18 protein-coding genes and 1 rRNA gene are annotated in these 19,693 nt (G+C 66.5%); 13 read left to right on the forward strand and 6 right to left on the reverse strand.

Translation table 11 applies throughout. From position 1 onward, the window contains the following. The first annotated feature begins 188 nt into the window (after positions 1-188). Positions 189-304, forward strand: a 5S ribosomal RNA gene (rrf, locus tag QMX96_RS19560). A 140-nt stretch (positions 305-444) separates the two neighbouring features. On the opposite strand, the gene QMX96_RS19565 is transcribed toward rrf, so the two are convergent. From QMX96_RS19565 to QMX96_RS19585, 5 genes are all read right to left on the reverse strand, one after another. Further along, on the reverse strand, positions 445-1,623 hold the full coding sequence (locus QMX96_RS19565) for a PepSY domain-containing protein (protein ID WP_043861335.1): 1,179 nt from the start codon (positions 1,621-1,623) through the stop codon (positions 445-447). An 86-nt stretch (positions 1,624-1,709) separates the two neighbouring features. Next, on the reverse strand, positions 1,710-4,214 hold the full coding sequence (locus tag QMX96_RS19570; RefSeq protein WP_282362254.1) for a TonB-dependent siderophore receptor: 2,505 nt from the start codon (positions 4,212-4,214) through the stop codon (positions 1,710-1,712). A gap of 92 nt (positions 4,215-4,306) precedes the next feature. Next, positions 4,307-5,275 carry a FecR family protein gene (locus QMX96_RS19575; RefSeq protein ID WP_043861333.1) on the reverse strand — a complete coding sequence of 323 codons (969 nt, stop codon included), beginning with the start codon at positions 5,273-5,275 and terminating at the stop codon, positions 4,307-4,309. Next, positions 5,265-5,762, reverse strand: coding sequence for a sigma-70 family RNA polymerase sigma factor (locus QMX96_RS19580; RefSeq protein ID WP_054915945.1), 498 nt, complete (start codon positions 5,760-5,762; stop codon positions 5,265-5,267). Before QMX96_RS19580 ends, QMX96_RS19575 begins: the two co-directional genes overlap by 11 nt. Positions 5,763-5,857: 95 nt before the next feature. After that, complete coding sequence (locus QMX96_RS19585) at positions 5,858-6,547, reverse strand: GntR family transcriptional regulator (RefSeq protein WP_043861332.1); 690 nt, start codon at positions 6,545-6,547, stop codon at positions 5,858-5,860. A gap of 211 nt (positions 6,548-6,758) precedes the next feature. Between QMX96_RS19585 and lapG the strand changes: the two genes are divergently transcribed. Both lapG and lapD read left to right on the forward strand, forming a co-directional pair. Continuing rightward, complete coding sequence (gene lapG, locus QMX96_RS19590; protein WP_043861331.1) at positions 6,759-7,451, forward strand: cysteine protease LapG; 693 nt, start codon at positions 6,759-6,761, stop codon at positions 7,449-7,451. 9 nt (positions 7,452-7,460) lie between these two features. After that, positions 7,461-9,398 carry a cyclic di-GMP receptor LapD gene (gene lapD / locus QMX96_RS19595; protein ID WP_282362256.1) on the forward strand — a complete coding sequence of 646 codons (1,938 nt, stop codon included), beginning with the start codon at positions 7,461-7,463 and terminating at the stop codon, positions 9,396-9,398. 76 nt (positions 9,399-9,474) lie between these two features. Here lapD and QMX96_RS19600 read toward each other — a convergent pair whose 3' ends face one another. Further along, a complete protein-coding gene (locus QMX96_RS19600; protein ID WP_043861329.1) occupies positions 9,475-9,786 on the reverse strand; it encodes a hypothetical protein in 312 nt (103 codons plus the stop codon). Between the two features lie 168 nt (positions 9,787-9,954). Here QMX96_RS19600 and QMX96_RS19605 point away from each other — a divergent pair, with 168 nt between their 5' ends. From QMX96_RS19605 to QMX96_RS19650, 10 genes are all read left to right on the forward strand, one after another. Continuing rightward, positions 9,955-10,854, forward strand: coding sequence for a TauD/TfdA family dioxygenase (locus QMX96_RS19605; RefSeq protein ID WP_043861328.1), 900 nt, complete (start codon positions 9,955-9,957; stop codon positions 10,852-10,854). Positions 10,855-10,874: 20 nt separating this feature from the next. Continuing rightward, on the forward strand, positions 10,875-11,894 hold the full coding sequence (locus QMX96_RS19610; protein ID WP_043861327.1) for an ABC transporter substrate-binding protein: 1,020 nt from the start codon (positions 10,875-10,877) through the stop codon (positions 11,892-11,894). 4 nt (positions 11,895-11,898) lie between these two features. Further along, on the forward strand, positions 11,899-12,762 hold the full coding sequence (locus tag QMX96_RS19615) for an ABC transporter ATP-binding protein (RefSeq protein WP_043861326.1): 864 nt from the start codon (positions 11,899-11,901) through the stop codon (positions 12,760-12,762). Between the two features lie 15 nt (positions 12,763-12,777). Next, a complete protein-coding gene (locus QMX96_RS19620; protein WP_054915880.1) occupies positions 12,778-13,647 on the forward strand; it encodes an ABC transporter permease in 870 nt (289 codons plus the stop codon). A gap of 90 nt (positions 13,648-13,737) precedes the next feature. Beyond that, on the forward strand, positions 13,738-14,550 hold the full coding sequence (locus QMX96_RS19625) for a tetratricopeptide repeat protein (RefSeq protein WP_274096584.1): 813 nt from the start codon (positions 13,738-13,740) through the stop codon (positions 14,548-14,550). A 97-nt stretch (positions 14,551-14,647) separates the two neighbouring features. Then, the gene (locus QMX96_RS19630) at positions 14,648-15,100 is read left to right on the forward strand and encodes a MarR family transcriptional regulator (protein WP_043861339.1); all 453 of its coding nucleotides are present in this window, start codon (positions 14,648-14,650) and stop codon (positions 15,098-15,100) included. Next, positions 15,097-17,187 carry an FUSC family protein gene (locus QMX96_RS19635; RefSeq protein WP_282362258.1) on the forward strand — a complete coding sequence of 697 codons (2,091 nt, stop codon included), beginning with the start codon at positions 15,097-15,099 and terminating at the stop codon, positions 17,185-17,187. Before QMX96_RS19630 ends, QMX96_RS19635 begins: the two co-directional genes overlap by 4 nt. Then, positions 17,184-17,396, forward strand: a complete 213-nt coding sequence (locus QMX96_RS19640; RefSeq protein WP_043861322.1) for a DUF1656 domain-containing protein — start codon at positions 17,184-17,186, stop codon at positions 17,394-17,396. Before QMX96_RS19635 ends, QMX96_RS19640 begins: the two co-directional genes overlap by 4 nt. After that, entirely contained in the window at positions 17,393-18,268 is an 876-nt protein-coding gene (locus QMX96_RS19645) for an HlyD family secretion protein (protein ID WP_054915882.1), read from the forward strand. Before QMX96_RS19640 ends, QMX96_RS19645 begins: the two co-directional genes overlap by 4 nt. After that, a complete protein-coding gene (locus QMX96_RS19650) occupies positions 18,265-19,665 on the forward strand; it encodes an efflux transporter outer membrane subunit (RefSeq protein ID WP_282362259.1) in 1,401 nt (466 codons plus the stop codon). The genes QMX96_RS19645 and QMX96_RS19650 overlap by 4 nt, the downstream gene beginning before the upstream one ends. Positions 19,666-19,693: the final 28 nt, after the last annotated feature.

Genomic DNA, 19,693 nt, shown 5'->3' on the forward strand with positions numbered 1-19,693 from the left:
CCCGAACTCAGTAGTGAAACGATGCATCGCCGATGGTAGTGTGGGGTTTCCCCATGTGAGAGTAGGTCATCGTCAAGATTAAATTCCGAAACCCCTATCTGCATCTGCAGGTAGGGGTTTTGTCTTTAGAGTAGAAGCATCAAGAATTCGCCGGCACGTCGCAATGTACGGGCCAGCACACAGAATTTCTTGACGACCATAGAGCATTGGAACCACCTGATCCCATCCCGAACTCAGCAGTGAAACGATGCATCGCCGATGGTAGTGTGGGGTTTCCCCATGTGAGAGTAGGTCATCGTCAAGATTCAATTCCAGAACCCCTGTCTGCGTTGCAGACAGGGGTTTTGTCTTTTCAGGGGCTAGGGTAGCGGGTTGTTCCTGCCACCCTCTGCACCGGCCAGGCCGGCCCCTGCACACAATGGGCTGCAGGAGCCGACCTTCAGTCTATGCAGTGCGCCGAGCCCGGCTACTGCGCCGCGCCAGCAACTTGCGCCACCAGATATACACCCCTGTCACCGACAGCACCGCGATCACTACCCCCAGCACCGCGATCATCACCTGGCCTGTAGTGCCGAGGATCCTGCCGCCATGTATGGGTAGTTGCAGCCGGTAGAAGCGTTCCCCGAGGGTGCCCTGGCCAGCGATCTCCTGCCCCAGCAGGCGCCCGTCGGTGCCATGGAAGAACAACCACGACTTGCCCTGGGCATCGGTGTCGTGCTGTCCGAAACCGGCGCCATAGAAGTTGTATTCGAAGCTGTAGTACAACTCGCCGATCGGCGCCGTCAGCCCCAGCCGCTGGCCCTCCTGCTGCGCCAGCTGATGGGCTTGATGCCATGTCAGCTGGGTCTGCCCCAGTTCTTCTCTGGGCAGCCTGCCACGGGCCTCATAGACGCTTGGTTCCACCGGCGAGAACAGCGACACTGCCGGCTTGAACACCTGGCTGGGCAGGTTCATCGCCACACTGCTGACGGCCACCGGCAACAGCAGCAGCCACAGCCACAAGCCCCCAGCCCTGTGGATATCCATGTTCAGTCGATACGCATGCCCGCCCTTGATCTTCCAGGCCGTGCTCCATTTGCGCCAGAACGGACGACCACGGGGCAGGGTCAGCAGCAGGGCGATGAAGCAGTCGAGCACCCACAGGATCGCCACCACGCCCATCAGCCACAGCCCCCAGTTGCCCGGCAGGGTCAGGTTGTAGTGCAGCTCGAGGACGAACGGCATGAAGTTCTCCCGCGAGAAACAGCACTCGCCCCAGTAGCGCTGGCCCAACGTCTGGCCGCTGACCGGGTCGAGGTAGAACACCGTGTTCTTCTCGGCATACGGCTTGTCGGTGGCTGGGTCGTTGCGCGGCACCATCGCCAGCAACGCCGAATGGCCGGGCTCGTCGGGGTATTCCATGTACCACACCTGCAGGCGCGGGTGTTCGGCCTGCACCTTGTCCACCAGGTTGCCGGGGTCCTGGCGGGGGCCTTGCGCCGGGGCTTCATAGAACGAAGGGTTCAGCCATTCGTCGATCTCGTGGTTGAACGCCAGCACGCTCCCGGTGAGCCCTGCCAGGGCAAGGAACAGCGCGGTGGCCAGGCCGATATAGCGGTGCAGCAATACGTAGAGGTGGCGCATATAAAAGGATTCCAGATCAGGTCGCCAGATGCGACAAAGCCAGCGCCTGGAATCAGGCACTGGCTTTGCGGCTCACGGGGGTGTGGTCAGAACTGATAGCTGACCGTGGCGCTGACATTGCGCTCTTCACCCATGTAGCAGTAGTTCAGGCTCGCGCACGAGGCGATGTAGCTCTCGTTGGTGAGGTTGTTGGCATTGAGCCGCACATCCACGCCCTTGAGCCCGACCTTGCCCAGGTCGTAGCCAACCGACGCATCGAACAGGGTGTACGACGGTACCTTCATGGTGTTTTCCGCATCCACCCAGCTGTAGCCCACGTAACGCACGCCACCGCCTACGCGCACACCGTCCAGCACCCCCTGGCGGAAGTTGTAGTCCGCCCACAGCGAGGCCATGTGCTTTGGCGCCTGGGTTGGCGAGTTGCCCTTGTTGTCGAGTGTGCTGCCAGCCAGGGTGCTCGGCATCGTCTTGCTGTACTCGATGTCGGTGAAGGTGTAGCTGCCCAGCACCTTGAGGTTCTCGCTCAACTGCATGTGCGCTTCCAGCTCCAGACCCTGGGAGCGTACCTGCCCGACCGGGTAGTAGAAGTCGTCCTGCGGCTGTTTGGTGGCCAGGTTCTCCTGCTCGATGCGGAACACCGAGGCGGTGAACAGGTTGTCGGTGCCCGGCGGCTGGTACTTGATACCGGCCTCCCACTGGGTGCCTTCGGTCGGTGCCAGCGGGTTGCCGGCGGCATCGGCGTAGGAGTTGGGGTTGAACGACTCCGAATAGCTCAGGTAAGGCGCAATACCGTTGTCGAACAGGTACAGCACGCCCGCGCGGCCGGTGAGCTTGGTGCGGTCATCGCTGATCTTGGTGCCCAGTGGGCGGGTAGGCTCGGCGATACGATTCTCATCGGAGGTCTTCACCCAGTCCTGCCGCAGCCCCAGCGAGAAGCGCCACTTGTCCATCTCGATCAGGTCCTGGGCGTAGATGCCGGTCCGCTGCAGGCGCCGGGTGTAGCTGGTCGGTGCGTAATAGGTGATCTGCGAATTGCCGTACTGCGGGTTGAACGCATCGATCGACGCCAGGCCGCCGCTGCTCCAGTCCACCACGGTCTTGCGTCGCTGGTAGTCCAGGCCCACCAGCGTGGTGTGCTTGGCCGCGCCGGTGAAGTACTCGGCCTGCAGCATGTTGTCGATGATGTAGGAGTGCAGTTTCTCGTCGGCACCGGTGTAGTAGCGGTTCAGCTTGTTGCTGGTGGGCGACTCGTAGCCCCAGGCGTACACCTGGTCCATCTTCACCGTCGAGTCCAGGTAGCGGAAGTTCTGGCGTGCGGTGAACACGTCGTTGAAGCGATGCTCGAACTGGTAGCCGAACGACTGCTGATTGCGCTCGTAGCTGTCGATGCCCGGCTCGCCCTCGAAGAAGTGCTCCGAGATACGCTGGCCGTTGCGTTTGTGCAGCGCGCCATCGGCGGGCACGCCGGCGTGGTAGCCGCCTTCCGGATCGTTTTGCAGGTAGGCCTGCAAGGTCAGCGAGGTGTCCTCGGTGAAATCGATGCTCAGGGTCGGCGCCAGCGCATAGCGCTTTTCTTCGTTGTGATCGAACTGGGTGTCGGACTGATGCGTCAGGCCGGTCAGGCGATAGGCGATACGCTTGTCGTCGTCCAGCGGGCCGCTGAAGTCGAAGCCCACCCCACGCTGGCCCTGGGTGCCGACGGTAGCCTGCACCTGGCGGAAGATCTCGTACAGTGGCTTCTTGGTGGTCAGTGCCACCAGGCCACCTGGCGAACTGCGGCCATACAGCACCGACGACGGACCTTTGAGAATATCCACGCGCTCGAGGAAGTACGGGTCGATCTGCATGGTGCTGAAGGTGCCGCTGTCACCCATCGACTTCAGGCCGTCGATGTAGATGTTGTCCACCGAGCCATCGTTGAAGCCGCGCATGGCCACATAGTCATAGCGGTGGGTCGCGCCATACGGGTTGGTCAGCACGCCCGGGGTGTAGCGCATGGTCTGCGAGACCGTCTGTGCGCCCTGGTCGTCCATCTGCTGGCGGGTCACCACCGACACCGACTGCGAGGTCTCCAGCAGCGCGGTACTGGTCTTGGTCGCGATCTGGCTGTGGGTGGCGTTGTAGCCCTCCATGCTGCCCAGCGCGTTGCCCAAGGCAAAGCCACGCACGTCGGTGGTAGGCAATGCCAGTGCGGCGTCCTGCGGGGCCGCATGCAGCACATAACTGGTGCCATCCTGGCTCACCGCCTCCAGCCCCGTGCCATTGAGCAACTGGCGCAGCGCCTGGTCGGTGGCGTAGCTGCCCTGCAGGCCGGGCGATTGCGCGCCCTGGGTCATCTGCGGGGTGCTCGACAGCGTGATGCCGGCCTGGCGTGCGAACTGGTTCAGCACTTCGTCCAGCGAGCCGGCGGGGATGTTGTACTGCTGGCTGGCGCTGCCCGCAGGTTCGGCCATCACTACCATCGGCACGCTGGCCAGGCCCAGCGCGGTACCGAACAGTGCGGCGCGCACCGCCTTGCCCAGGCGTGAATCTAAGAGAGGTTGAAACTCATTACTGTCAGTGAGCCGCGGCTGGGCCAGGGTATCGCGCATGAAGAGCATCCGTAGGGTCGGTAAGGGCAGAAGGGAGTCGCTTACTGTCCTAGCCGGACGTGCCGACAAAACCCGCCAAAAAAATCAGCGCATCACGCCTGGCGTTCCAGGCGTACCCACCAGCGCGTGCGATAGCTGACATGCACCGGCAGGGTCTGCGGCAGCAGGTGCAGCAGCTTGTCGGTGTCTTCCAGGCGGAATACCCCGGACAGGCGCAGGTTGGCGATATCGTCGGAGCAGCTCAGGTAGCCGTGGCGGTAGCGCGCCACCTCGTCGATGAAGTCCCCCAGGCGCATGTTGCGCGTGACGATCAGGCCATCGGCCCAGGCACCGGGGTCCATGTTCTGCTGCGCCACGGGCGTGGCGCCCTGGGCATTCACCAGGAAGGCTTCGCCAGCAGCCACCCATTGCAGCCCGGCGGGGCCGGGGTGATGGATCGCCACCTTGCCCTGGCTGACCGTGACGCGGGTGCAGTCGCGCTCCTGGCGCACCACGAAGCGCCCATCGAAGCCTTCGAGCAGCGCATCGCGGCTCTGCACCAGCAACGGCCGCCCAGCCGGGCCGAGCGGGTGTTCGGCGCAGGTCAGCATCAACTCCCCGTGCTTGAGGCGCACCAGGCGCTGGCGGCTGTCAAAGGCCAGGTCTGCCGCGGTATGGGTATTGAGATTGAGCAGGCTGCCATCGGGCAGGCGGACGCTGCGCCGCTCGCCGGTGGCCGTGGCGAAATCCGAGGTCCACGGGTCGAGCAGGCCAACGTCCTTGCTGACCCAGGCCGCTGAGCCAAGCATCACCACGCCGCCCAGGAGCTTCAGGGCCTGGCGCCGGTGCAGCCGCTGCTGGCTGTTCTCCAGGGTCTGCAGGGCGACGACACCGGCGCCCGGCACCGCACGCAGGTTCATTTCCTGCTGCAGGCTGTGCACCCGCTGCCAGGCCAGTTCGTGCTCGTGGCTGGCGCTGCGCCACTGCTCGCACTGGGCCTGCAACTGCGGGCTGGCGCCGTTCTCGCGCACCCGCAGCATCCAGTGAATGGCCTGCTTGACCACGCGCGGGCTAGGGTTCATAGCGCAGCAGGTAGCAGTGATAGAGAGCGTCGGCCACATACCGCTCCACCGAGCGCAGCGAGATACCCATCTGCTCGGCGATCTGCTTGTGGCTCAACCCTTCGCACTGGGCCAGCAGGAACGCGGTGCGCACCTTGGGCCTGAGGCCGTCGAGCAGGCACGCAATGCGTTCCAGTAGCTCCAGCAGCAGCTCGCGGGTTTCCGCTGATGGCACCTCGGCCTCGGGCAGCTGCGCCAGGGCTTCGAGGTAGGCACGCTGCAGCTCTTCGCGGCGCCAGTGATCGATCACCAGCCCCCGTGCGATGGTACGCAGGAATGCGCGTGGTGCATTCAGCTCCAGTTGTTCGCGCCGCTGCAGCAGGCGCACGAAGGTGTCCTGGGCCAGGTCCGCGGCATCGGCCGCATTGCCCAGGCGGCAGCGCAGCCAGGTGTTCAGCCAGCTGTGGTGTTGCTGATAGAGCCTGTGCACAGAGTCGTGGGAGGACATGAAGGCGCGCTGCAACCAAGGTCATAAATGATAATTAGTCTCATTGTTATGGGGCCTTGCGCAATTTGCAACCACTGACCGACCCGGCGGCGCGTTCAGCCCTGCGGCTGGCTGGCCAGGTACTGCCTGATGGCCTGCATGCCCTTGTCCAGGTGCTGGGTCAGAAGCTGTACAGCTTCGTCCACCTGGCCGGCCTGGGCTGCGTCCACCAGCGCGATGTGATCGTCCTGGGTCAGCTTGCCCAGCCCCATCGACGACAGATGAAACCGCAGGAAGCGCGCCTCTTCGCTCAACTCGTTGTCGATCAGGCGCAGCAACTTCTGATTGGGCGCCTTGCGGTACAGGGCCATGTGCAACAGGCGGTTGAGCTGGCCCATTTCGGCGTGCCGGGTCTCGTTCTGCAGTTGCTCGATGTAGCCCCGGGCCAGGGCGATGTCCTCGGCGTCCAGCAGCGGGATCGACTGGCGCAGCGCCTCGCTCTCCAGGATCACCCGTAGCCCGTAGGAGTCCATCGCATCTTCGCTGATCAGCGGGGCCACCACCGCGCCCTTGTGCGCAACCACCTGCAGCAGCGACTGCGCCTCCAGCTGACGCAGGGCCTCGCGCACCGGCATGCGGCTGACCCCGAACAGCGTCGCCAGCTCCTGTTGGCGCAACGCCATGCCGGGTGCCAGGCGCCCGTCGAGGATGGCGCTGCGCAGGCGCTCTTCGATCACGCTGCGCGCCAGGTGAGCAGGCACCTGCTCGTCACCCAGAATGCTCAGGAGTTTGATTTTTTCGGCCACGCTGACTGCCCTGCTAGCAAAGATTGGATCCAATGACCCTAGTGATGACGGTTGCGCCTGTCAAATTCAGGCCGGCGCGGGCCTGCGGGCGTTCGCGGCGGCTATCCTGAATGAAGTCGCAGCGCTTTGGAAGCTTGCCGCCGTGCGCCATTGTCTTTTGCCCGCCCAGCCTGCACCATCGCGATTCCACGATCTGCATGGACCGCCGGCCTTGGCGATACGTTGGGCTTTGCCTCTGACCCCGCGCCGGGCTGGCCTGGCGCTGTTGCTCGGCTGCGTATTGCTGGGCAACCTGCGCGCGGACTGGGACTTTTCCCAGATCAGCCGCAAGGCCCAGGCCCTGTACGGCCCCCTTGGTGCCGGCCAGCAGCGTATCGATGCCTGGCAGCAGTTGCTTGCCACCCAGCGCCAAGGCAGCGAAGCCGAGCGCCTGCAGGTGGTCAACCAGTTCTTCAATCGCCAGTTGCGCTACGTCGAAGACCCCGAACTGTGGCAGCAGGCCGACTACTGGTCCACCCCGATCCAGTCACTGATCAAGGGCGCCGGCGACTGCGAAGACTACGCCATCGCCAAGTATTTCAGCCTGCGCCGCCTGGGTATCCCCAGCGAGAAACTGCGCATTACCTACGTCAAGGCGCTGCGCCAGAATCGCGCGCACATGGTCCTGACCTACTATTCCACTCCAGAGGCGATGCCGCTGGTGCTCGACAGCCTGATCGACACCATCGAGCCGGCCAGCCAGCGCACCGACCTGCTGCCGGTGTATGCCTTCAATGGCGAGGGCCTGTGGCTGACCGGGGCGGGTGGCAATCGCAAGGTCGGCGACAGCAAGCGCCTGTCGCGCTGGCAGGATCTGTTGAAGAAGATGCAGGCCGAGGGGTTTCCCACCGAGCCGGCTTACTGAGGATTGCGGATGTCACTGTTCAAGCAATTGTTGCTCGCCATCTGCCTGTTTCTGGTGGTCGCCTTCAGCGGCAGCTTCATGGTCGGCCTGGAAAGCTCGCGCAGCCAGTACGTCAATCAGCTGCGCGCGCATGCGCAGGACGCCGCCACCGCGCTGGCGCTGTCGCTCACGCCGAACATCGACGACCCGGCAATGGTCGAGCTGATGGTCAGCTCCATCTTCGACAGCGGCTACTACGCCAGCATCCGCGTGATCGACCTGGGCCCCAATGCCCTGCTGGTGGAGCGTCACGCCGAGCCGGACAGCAGCGGTGTGCCGGCCTGGTTCATCCGCCTGATCAACCTGGAGCCGGCCGGCGGCGATGCCATCGTCAGCCGCGGCTGGCAGCAGGCGGCGCGGGTCGAGGTGGTCAGCCACCCGATGTTCGCCCTGGCCAAGCTGTGGCGCAGCGCGCTCGGCAGCCTGGCCTGGCTGCTGGCCTGCGGGGTGGTCAGTGCACTGCTGGGGGCGCTGCTGCTGCGCCGTCAGCTGCGACCGCTGGACTACCTGGTGGCGCAGTCCCAGGCCATTGCGCGTCGCGAGTTCCTCAGTGCGCCGCGCCTGCCGCGCACCCCGGAGCTGCGCCGGGTGGTGCAGGCCATGAACCAGATGGTCGAGAAACTCAAGGCGCTGTTTCTCGAGGAGGCCCAGCGCAGTGAAGCCCTGCGCGCCGAGGCCTGGCAGGACAGCCTGACCGGCCTGGGCAACCGGCGCTTCTTCGAGATGCAGCTGTCTGCCCGGCTCAGCGCCCAGGACGATAGCCCCGGCTACCTGATGCTGGTGCACGTGCAGGACCTGGCCGGGCTCAACCTGCGCCTGGGCGGCCAGCGCACCGATGCCCTGCTGCAGGCTCTTGCGCAGCAGGTGCAGCGGGTGTGCGCGCACTATCCCAAAACCCTCGACCTGATCGCCCGTAGCCGTGGCGGCGAGTTCGCCGTGCTGGCACCGGGGCTGGTGCATGACGAGGCCGTGCACCTGGCCCAGGAACTGGAGCAGACCCTGCACAGCCTGTACGACACCGGCGCTTCCGACCGTAACCCGGTGGCCTGGATCGGCCTGGCCCCCTACAGCCCGGGCGACGCCCCGCAGGCCCTGCTCGAGCGCTGCGACGAAGCCCTGGCCCAGGCGCAGAGCCAGCAGCTGCCGACGTGGGTCTGCCTGCCCGCGCACACCCCGGCGCTGCTGGACCACGACTGGCATGCCCTGCTGCAACACGCCCTCGACCAGCGCCGCTTCGAGCTGTTCTTCCAGCCGGTGGTGGCGACGCACGAGCTGGGCCGCGTATTGCAGTACAAGGTGCTGTCGCGCCTGCCCGACGGGCATGGGCAAACCCTCCCCGCCGGGCGCTTCCTGCCCTGGCTCGAGCGTTTCGGCTGGTCGATCCGGCATGACCTGCTGATGCTCGAACAGGTGCTGGCCCACCTGCAGCGCCATGACCAGGCGCTGGCGCTGAACCTGTCGGCGGCCACTCTGGCCGACCCCCAGGCGTTGCAGGCGGTGTACGGGCTGCTGGGGCGTCATGCGGCGCTGGGCCCGCGCCTGACCCTGGAGATCGGCGAAGAGCAGTTGCCCGACCAGGCCGCGCTCGAGCAGCTGGCACGGCAACTGGGCGCGCTGGGCTTCAAGCTGAGCCTGCAGCACTTTGGCGGGCGCTTCAGCATGATCGGCAACCTGGCGCACCTGGGCCTGGCGTACCTCAAGGTCGACGGCAGCTTCATCCGCGCCATCGATCAGGAGCCGCACAAGCGCCTGTTCATCGAGGCGATCCAGCGCGCAGCGCACAGCATCGACCTGCCATTGATTGCCGAGCGGGTGGAAACCGAAGGTGAACTGGAGGTGCTGCGCGAAATGGGGATTTTCGGGGTGCAGGGGCGCTTGATCGGCGAGCCCCGGCCCTGGGCGCCGTAGTGGCTTCTTCGCCGGCCACGCCGGCGCCTGCAGGCGGCGGTGAACCCCGCAGGCGCCTGCCTGGCCGGCGAAGCTGCTAGATCAACGGCCGCTCCTCATCGATCAGCTTGTTCAAACCCCCCATGGTCTGGCGCGCGCTCGAACGGCTGAGCAGCTTGGCCTGTGCGCTCGCCGGCAGGTCGGTGATGCTGATCACGCCCTTGCTGGTCAGTACCTCGATCAAGTCCTCCAGCACCCGGATCATGTCCAGGTCGCTCTGCTGCAGCTTCTTGGCAAACCAGGCCTGGGCCTCCGGCGAATCGTTGGGCAGTGCTTCGTTCTCCTCGGCAAAGGGCGTCGACTCCAACCGCACGATCTGCCCACGGGTGTCGCGTTGCACATAGAACATGGCTTTTCCCCCTGATGACATCTGCTTGATGGCCTCAGCAGCATAGGCCACGCGAGGCGGACAACCCTCTCTATGCTTATTCTCTAAAGGTATTTAAATTATTTTTCTTATGCATTTATATTTATTTCCACGCGCAGTTACCGACCCGACACGTGGGAGTGAAAAGATATGTCAGCGGCCCCTGGCGCCTTGTCGTACACCGACAGCGCCCAACCCCAAGCCTTCGAGATTCGTCCGTTTGCCGGTGCCGTGGGCGCCGAGATCATCGGCCTGGACCTGAGCCGTCCGGTCAACGCTGGCGATTTTGCGCGCATCCACCGCGCGCACCTGGACCACCATGTGGTGGTGTTCCGCGACCAGCGCATCACCCCCCAGCAGCAGATCGACTTCAGCCGCCGTTTCGGCGTGTTGCAGATCCACGTGCTCAAGCAGTTCCTGCTCGGCGGCCACCCCGAGATCCTGATCGTCTCCAACATCATCGAGAATGGCCAGAACATCGGCCTGGGCGATGCCGGCAAGTTCTGGCACTCGGACCTCTCCTACAAGGAACTGCCCAGCCTGGGCTCGATGCTGCATGCCCAGGAGCTGCCCAGCGAGGGCGGCGATACCCTGTTCGCCGACATGCACAAGGCCTGGGACCAGTTGCCCGCCCACCTGCGTGCCGCCGTCGAAGGCCGCAGCGCCGCGCACTCCTACACCGCGCGCTACAGCGAAACCAAATTCGAAGGCAACTGGCGCCCCACGCTCACCGCCGAGCAACTGGCCCAGGTGCAGGAAGTGATCCACCCGGTGGTGCGTACCCACCCGGAAAACGGGCGCAAGGCGCTGTTCGTCAGCGAGGGCTTCACCACCCGCATCGTCGGCCTGCCCGAGGACGAAAGCCGCCAGATCCTGGCCGAGCTGTACGCCCACAGCGTGCTCGAACACAACATCTACCGCCACCAGTGGCAGCCCCACGACCTGGTGTTCTGGGACAACCGCTCGCTGATCCACCTGGCCGCCGGCTGCCCCGCGCACCTGCGCCGCAAGCTGTACCGCACCACCATCCAGGGCGACGCCCCGTTCTGACCCGTCTTCAGGAGTACCGCATGCGCAACTCAATCAGCCGCCTGGCGGCCAGCATCGGCCTGGGCGTCAGCCTGCTCGCCGGCAGCCTCGTCGCCCCCGCCACGGCCCAGGCCGAAGGTGAAATCCGCATCGCCGAACAGTTCGGCATCGTCTACCTGCTGCTCAACGTGGTGCGCGACCAGCACCTGATCGAGAAGCACGGCAAGGCCCAGGGCATCGACATCAAGGTCGACTGGACCCAGCTCTCGGGCGGCGCCGCGATCAACGACGCGCTGCTGTCCGGCTCGGTGGACATCGCCGGTGCCGGCGTCGGCCCGCTGCTGACCATCTGGGACCGCACCTACGGCCGCCAGAACGTCAAGGCCGTGGCCTCGCTGGGCAACTTCCCGTACTACCTGGTCAGCAGCAACCCCAACGTCAAGACCATCGCCGACTTCACCGAAAAGGACCGCATCGCCCTGCCGGCGGTTGGCGTCTCGGTGCAGTCGCGCTTCCTGCAGTACGCCGCCGCCCAGCAGTGGGGCGACAAGGACTACGCGCGCCTGGACAAGTACACCCTGGCGGTCCCGCACCCCGACGCCACCGCCGCGCTGCTGGCCGGCGGCACCGAGCTCAATGCGCACTTCTCCAACCCGCCGTTCCAGGACCAGGCGCTGGCCAACAAGAGCGTGCACGTGGTGCTCGACACCTACGACCTGCTCGGCCCCAACTCGCCCACCGTGCTGTTCGCCACCGAAAAATTCCGCAACGACAACCCCAAAACCTACCAGGCCTTCGTCGACGCCCTGGCCGAGGCGGCCGACTTCGCCCAGCACGACAAGGGCGCGGCGGCCGATACCTACATTCGCGTGACCAAGGCCAAGATCGACCGCGAGGCATTGCTCAAGATCATCGACAACCCGCAATACGAATTCAGCGTCACGCCGAAGAACACCTACAAGCTGGCCGACTTCATGTACCGCATCGGCGCGATCAAGCACAAACCCGAATCGTGGAAGGACTACTTCTTCCAGGACGCCAAGCCACTGCAGGGGAGCTGAGCGCATGACCGCCCGCTTGCCAGGCCACACGGCCAGCAACCTGAGCCCCGTGAGCGCACCGGCGCTGCTGCAGGTGGACAACCTCAGCCTCGAATACCGCACCGCCCAGCGCGTGGTGCGGGCCACCCACCAGGTCAGCTTCGAAGTGGACAAGGCTGACCGTTTCGTCCTGCTCGGCCCCTCAGGTTGCGGCAAGTCGACCTTGCTCAAGGCCGTGGCCGGCTTCATCGAGCCCCGTGAGGGCGCGATCCGCCTGCAGGGCCAGCCGGTGCACGGGCCGGGCCCGGACCGCATCGTGGTGTTCCAGGAGTTCGACCAGCTGCCGCCGTGGAAAACCGTCAGGCAGAACGTGATGTTCCCGCTGCTGGCCTCCGGCACGCTCAAGCGCGCCGAGGCCGAACAGCGCGCCCTGCATTACCTGGACAAGGTCGGCCTGGCGGCATTTGCCGATGCATACCCGCACACCCTCTCCGGCGGCATGAAGGCGCGCGTGGCCATCGCCCGGGCGCTGGCCATGCAGCCCAAGATCCTGCTCATGGACGAACCCTTTGCCGCCCTCGACGCGTTGACCCGGCGCAAGATGCAGGAAGAACTGCTGCTGTTGTGGGAGGAGGTGCGCTTCACCCTGCTGTTCGTCACCCACTCCATCGAGGAGGCGCTGGTGGTGGGCAACCGCATCCTGCTGCTGTCGCCGCACCCGGGGCGCGTGCGCGCCGAGATCCACAGTCACCAGTACGACCTGCACAGCCTGGGCGCTGCCGACTTCCAGGCCAGCGCGCGGCGCATCCATCGTCTGCTGTTCGACGATGATGCCGCCGCCGAGCAGGACGCCGCCCTGGATTTCACCGACATCCGCATCGCCTACTGACCGGGAGCCCCACCGATGACCACCTCTGCACCGGCTCCGCGTCAGGAGTACGAAGTCACCCTTGAACCCCTGCTCAGCGTACCGCTGGAACGCGAGCTGCCCCTGGGCCAGCGCCTGTGGCAACAGGGCTGGCTGCGCAAGAGCCTGATCCTGATCCTGCTGGCGCTGGCCTGGGAAGCCGTGGCGCGCTATCAGGGCAACGACCTGTTGCTGCCCAGCTTCCTGCAAACCGCCGCGGCGCTGTACGACGGCCTGCTCAGCGGCGAACTGCCGGCCAAGGTCGGGGTGTCGCTGGTGGTGCTGCTCAAGGGCTACCTGCTGGGCATAGTGCTGGCCTTCGGCCTCACCAGCCTGGCCGTGTCGACCCAGATCGGCCGCGACCTGCTCAGCAGCCTGACCTCGATGTTCAACCCGCTGCCGGCCATTGCCCTGCTGCCGCTGGCGCTGCTGTGGTTCGGCCTGGGCGACAACAGCCTGATCTTCGTGCTGGTGCACTCGGTGCTGTGGGCGCTGGCGCTCAACACCTATGCCGGCTTCATGGGTGTGTCCGAAACCCTGCGCATGGCCGGGCGCAACTACGGGCTGCGCGGCTTGCGTCTGGTGGTGCACATCCTGATTCCGGCGGCGCTGCCGTCGATCCTGTCGGGGCTCAAGATCGGCTGGGCGTTCGCCTGGCGCACCCTGATCGCCGCCGAACTGGTGTTCGGTGCCACCAGCGGCAAGGGCGGGCTGGGCTGGTACATCTTCCAGAACCGCAACGAGCTGTACACCGACAAGGTGTTCGCCGGCCTGGCCGTGGTGATCCTCATCGGCCTGCTGGTCGAGAGCCTGGTGTTCAATACCCTCGAGCGCGTCACAGTACGGCGCTGGGGCATGCAGCGCTGAGCGCATCGGGGCGACAAAAGTGCGCGTCCTTGTCTAGGCTTGCCTCACAGGGTGGCATGGGCCACCCACCGGTCAGTCAGGGATGAACCGTTGTCTGCTGCCAGCACCATCTACCCACTGCTCGCGCGGCTGTTGCCCAGGGCGATCGCCCCCGATCCGGGCGGGCAGACCCAGCGCCACACGGCCGGCATCGGCATGCCGGCCCAGCGTGCGGTGCTCGGCAGGGGCTTCTGCCTGGTCAACCGCCTGGACGAAGCCGTCGACCTGCAGGTGGTGTATGCCGACCTGCGCCAGCAGGCGCTGGATGGCAGCGTGGTGGCGCTCAACGACCTCGGCTGGGTATGGCTCAACGGCAAGTACTGGCGTGCCGAACCGGCCCTGGCCGGGCGCCTGCTGCGCATGGCGGCGCTGCAGGGCAGTGCGGTGGCCTGGTACAACCTGGGCCAGCAGCACTATTTCGGCAAGGGCGTGACCATCGCCTACGCCAGCGCCGCCGAGTGCTACCGGCAGGCCTTCGAGCGCGGCCTGGACGAAGCCGCCGCGGCGCTGGGCGACCTCTACGAAGAAGAGATCTGCGATACCCACCTGCAAACCTGGCAGGTCGATCCGCAGCGCGCCTACGACTGGTTCATGCAGGGCGCCCAGCGCGGCGATGGGCGCTGCCGGTTCGAGATCGGCTACCGCCTCCTGCATGGCCAGCAGGTGCGGGCCGATGCCAGGCTCGCCGTGTACTGGCTGGAGCTGGCGGCCGCAGCGGGGGTGATGCCGGCGGCCGAGGAACTGGCCATGCATTTCAGCGTGGCCGGCAACCCCATGCGCTATCTGTTCTGGCGTGACCGGGCGATCAGCCTGGGCAGCCCGCGGGCGCTGACCCTGAAACACGAAGACCAGTACCGGCGCTGACCTCGGCCGACGGATGCCGCATTGCCGCTATTGACGCCCGGGGCGTTGATCGAAGAATATTGATAGTTAGCAAACTATGAATCTCGACACCTTGCCCATGAATCTTGATGCACTGCAACTGAACATCAGCAGCGGCATGGTCGCGGCCAGCCGTCACTGGCGGCGCATCTGCCAGGCCACGCTGGTCGGCTACGGCATCTCCGAAGCCTGCGCGGTACCACTGCTGATGATCGTGCGCCTGGGCGATGGCGTGCACCAGGTGGCGGTAGCCCAGGCCGCAGGGCTTGAAAGCCCGTCGCTGGTGCGCCTGCTCGACCAGCTGTGCAGCGCCGGTTTCGTATGCCGCAGCGAAGCCCCCGGTGACCGCCGCGCCAAGGCCCTGAGCCTGACCCCGCGCGGGCGCGAGCTGGCCGAGGCGATCGAGGCCGAGCTGGTGCGCCTGCGCCGCCAGGTGCTGCACGACATCCCGCCCGCCGACCTCGAAGCGGCGCTGCGTGTGGTGCGCGCCTTCGAAGACGCCGCGCAGCGCTCGCCGGGCGTGCCTTCATGAAGGACTTCTTCAGCTCCATGCCGCCGGCGCGGGACTGGTTCTACGGCGTGCGCACCTTCGCCGCGTCGATGATCGCCCTGTACATCGCCCTGCTCATGCAACTGCCGCGCCCCTACTGGGCGATGGCCACGGTCTACATCGTCTCCAGCCCGTTCGTCGGGCCCACCAGCTCCAAGGCCCTGTACCGCGCCCTGGGTACACTGCTGGGCGCGGCGGGGGCGGTGTTCCTGGTGCCGCTGCTGGTTCAGACCCCGGTGCTGCTCACCTGCGCCATCGCCCTGTGGACCGGCACCCTGCTGTTTCTCTCGCTGCACCTGCGCACCGCCAACAGCTACGCGCTGATGCTGGCCGGCTACACCCTGCCGATGATCGCCCTGCCGGTGGTGGACAACCCGCTGGCGGTATTCGACATCGCCTCCTCGCGGGCCCAGGAAATCTGCCTGGGCATCGTCTGCGCGGCGGTGGTCGGGGCGATCTTCTGGCCGCGCCGGCTCACCCCGGTGGTGGTCGGCGCCACCGGCAACTGGTTCGCCGAGGCGATCCGCTACTGCGACACCTTTCTTGCCCGCCAGGCCACGCCCGAAACCGTGGGCGGGCTGCGCGCCTCGATGGTCACCACCTTCAACTCGCTGGAGATGATGATCGGCCAGCTGTCCCACGAGGGCGCGCGGCCGCAGACGGTCAAGAATGCCCGCGAGCTGCGCGGGCGCATGATCCACCTGTTCCCGGTGATCGACGCCCTCGACGACGCGCTGCTGGCCCTCGAAGGCCGCGCCCCGGCCCAGGCGGCGCAACTGCAAGGCTTGCTGGAGCAGGCCCGCAGCTGGTTGCAGGCCAGCGCCGAAGACGCCTCGGTGGCGCGCTGGACGGCCCTGCGCGAGCAGCTCGAACGCCTGCAACCGAGTGTCGCCGCCCTCGACGAGCGCCCCGGCCTGCTGCTGTCCAATGCCCTCTACCGGCTGGGCGAATGGATCGACCTGTGGCAAGACTGCTGCAGCCTGCAGCACGCCATCCGCGACGAAGACCTGTCGCCCTGGCGCGCGGTGTACCGGCACTGGCGCCTGGGCCGCCTGACGCCGTTCTTCGACCGTGGGCTGATGCTCTACTCGGTGTTCTCCACCTTCACCGCGATCCTCGCCGCCACCGCGCTGTGGATACTGCTCGGCTGGCCCGACGGCGCCAGCGCCGTGATCCTCGCGGCGGTGGCGTGCAGTTTCTTCGCGGCCATGGACGATCCCGCGCCGCAGATCTACCGGTTCTTCTTCTGGACCACCCTGTCGGTGGTGTTCGCCAGCCTCTACCTGTTCCTGGTGCTGCCCAACCTGCATGACTTCCCGATGCTGGTACTGGCGTTCGCCGTGCCGTTCATCTGCGTCGGCACCCTCACCGTGCAGCCGCGCTTCTACCTGGGCACCTTGCTCACCATCGTCAACACCGCCTCGTTCATCAGCATCCAGGGCGCCTACGACGCGGACTTCCTGACCTTTGCCAACGCCAACCTGGCCGGCCCGGTGGGGCTGCTGTTCGCTTTCGTCTGGACCCTGGTGGTGCGCCCGTTCGGCGTGGAGCTGGCGGCCAAGCGCCTGACCCGCTTCAGCTGGCACGACATCGTCGGCATGACCCGCCCGGCCAGCCTGGCCGAACACCGGCGCCTCGGCGTGCAGATGCTCGACCGCCTGATGCAGCACCTGCCGCGCCTGACCCAGACCGGCCAGGACACCAACAGCGCGCTGCGCGACCTGCGCGTGGGGCTCAACCTGCTCGACCTGCTGGCCTACATGCCACGGGCCACGCCGTCGGCACAGGCGGCGCTGGCGCAGGTGATCGCTGAGGTGGGTGCGCACTTTCAGGCGTGCCTCAAGGCCCGCCGCCGCCTGCATGCGCCGGCCGACCTGCTGCGCAGCATGGAGCGTGCGCGGCATGCCCTGAACCTTGAGGCCATGGCCGACTGCGGGGAAACCCGCGTGCACCTGCTGCATGCCCTGAGCGGCCTGCGCCTGGCGCTGCTGCCGGGGGTGGAGGTGGTGCTGGAACCGTCCGACGATCAACCGCAACTGCCCTACGGCATCGATGGAGCCCCCCTGTGATCGGTGAACTGGATATCAGCGGGGTATTTCTGCCCACGCTGCTGGTGATGATGGTGTTCACCTATGTGCTGTTCCTGGGGGTGCACGCGGTACTCACGCGCCTGCACTTCTACCGCCTGGTCTGGCACCGGGCGCTGTTCAACGTTGCTCTCTACGCCGTGCTGCTGGGCACGGTCGACCACTTTTGCCGAAGCCTGATGCTGCCATGAAAAAACCCTTACTGACCCTGGGCCGCGTGGTCCTGACCCTGCTGGTGGTATCGCTGGCAACCGTGCTGGTGTGGCAGATGGTGCTGTACTACATGTTCGCCCCCTGGACCCGCGACGGCCACATCCGCGCCGACGTGATCCAGATCGCCCCCGATGTGTCCGGGCTGATCCAGCAGGTGTCGGTACGCGACAACCAGGTGGTCAAGCGCGGCGACGTGCTGTTCAGCATCGACCAGGACCGCTTTCACCTGGCTCTGCGCCAGGCCCAGGCGACCCTGGCCGAGCGCCGTGAAACCCTGGCCCAGGCGCAGCGCGAGGCGCGCCGCAACCGTGGCCTGGGCAACCTGGTGGCGCAGGAGCAGCTCGAAGAAAGCCAGTCGCGCCAGGCCCGCGCGCAATCGGCCCTGGCCGAGGCGCAGGTGGCGGTGGACGCGGCGCAGCTGAACCTCGACCGCTCGGTGGTACGCAGCCCGGTCGACGGCTACCTCAACGACCGCGCCCCGCGCGCCCACGAGTTCGTCAGCGCCGGGCGCCCGGTGCTGTCGGTGGTCGACAGCAACTCCTACCACGTCGATGGCTATTTCGAAGAGACCAAGCTGGGCGGCATCCATATCGGCCAGGCCGTGGATATCCGCGTGATGGGCGACGACGCGCGCCTGCGCGGTCGGGTGCAGAGCATCGCCGCAGGCATCGAGGACCGTGACCGCAGCAGTGGCGCCAACCTGCTGCCCAACGTCAACCCGGCCTTCAGCTGGGTGCGCCTGGCGCAGCGCATTCCGGTGCGCATCGCATTCGACGAGGTGCCGGAAAACTTTCGCATGATCGCCGGGCGCACTGCCACGGTGTCGATCATCGAGGATGCCGCCCGATGAAACGCTTTGCGCTGCTGGGCGCAGGGTTGCTGCTGTCGGCCTGCCAGATGGTCGGGCCCGACTACAGCGTGCCCAAGGAGGCGGCGGTCAATCGCGGCGACCTGCAGGGCGCGCTGCGCAGCGACGCCGACAGCGTGGTCTCGGCACCGGTGCCCGCCAACTGGTGGCACCTCTACCAGGACCCGCGTCTCGACGCGCTGGTCAACCAGGCGCTGGCCGCCAACACCGAACTGCGCGTGGTCGCGGCGAACATCGCGCGGGCGCGGGCACAGGTCGAGGAGGCCGAGGCCCAGGGCGGGTTCAATGGCGGGGTCAAGCTGGGTGCGCAGCGCCTGCAGGAGTCCGGCGAAGCCTTTCTGCAACCCGACAAGGTGCCGGTGGCCAACATCGGCGAGGCGATCCTCAGCGCCTCGTACCAGTTCGACCTGTGGGGCACGCTCAAGCGCGGCGTCGAGGCCGCCCAGGCCCACGCCGACGCCACCCAGGCTGCCGCCGACACCGCCCGCATCACCCTGGTGGCGGATGTGGTGCGGGCCTACACCCAGGTGTGCGCGGCCAACGAGGAATACCACATCGCACGGGCCTCGCTGGACCTGCAGGAGCAGAGCGTGACCCTCACCCAGCGCCTGCGCGATGCCGGGCGCGGTGACGAAACCCAGGTGACGCGCACCGAGACCCAGTTCAAGTCGCTGCGCGCCGAACTGCCGCGTTACCAGGCCATGCGCGAGGCGGGCCTGTACACCTTGTCGATGCTGCTGGCCAAGCCGGTCGAGCAACTGCCGGCGGGTACCGCGCACTGCGCCGAACTGCCGCACATCGCGCAACGTGTGCCGGTGGGCGATGGCGCCGCGCTGCTCAAGCGCCGCCCCGACATCCGCCAGGCCGAACGCAGCCTGGCGGCGGCCACCGCCGGCATCGGCGTGGCCACCGGGCAGCTGTACCCGGACATCAGCATCGGCGCGCAGGTGGGCACCATCGGCATCCTCGAGAACCTGGGCAAGCCGGCGACCAACCGCTGGGGCTTTGGTCCGCTGCTGACCTGGACCGTGCCCACCAATGGTTCGCGGGCACGCATTCGCCAGGCCGAGGCCTCGACCCAGGCGGCGCTGGCGCATTTCGACGGGGTGGTGCTCAACGCCATCCGCGAGACCCAGACCAGCCTGGCGCAGTACAGCGCGCTGCTTGACCGGCGCGACGCGCTGGCCGAGGCCGAGCGCTCGGCGCAACTGGCGGCCGACCAGACCCACCGGTTCTTCAAGGCCGGGCGTGAATCGTTCCTGGCCGACCTGCAGGCCACGCGCACCTACACCGACATGCGTGCGCAGCTGGCGGCGGCCAATACCCAGGTCGCGATGGGGCAGATCGGCTTGTTCCTGGCGCTGGGCGGCGGCTGGTAGCAACCGCTATCTTGCAGGGCCATTCTGG

It is taken from the genome of Pseudomonas sp. PS01300 (assembly GCF_029960155.1).
GTDB classification, from domain to species: domain Bacteria; phylum Pseudomonadota; class Gammaproteobacteria; order Pseudomonadales; family Pseudomonadaceae; genus Aquipseudomonas; species Aquipseudomonas palmensis.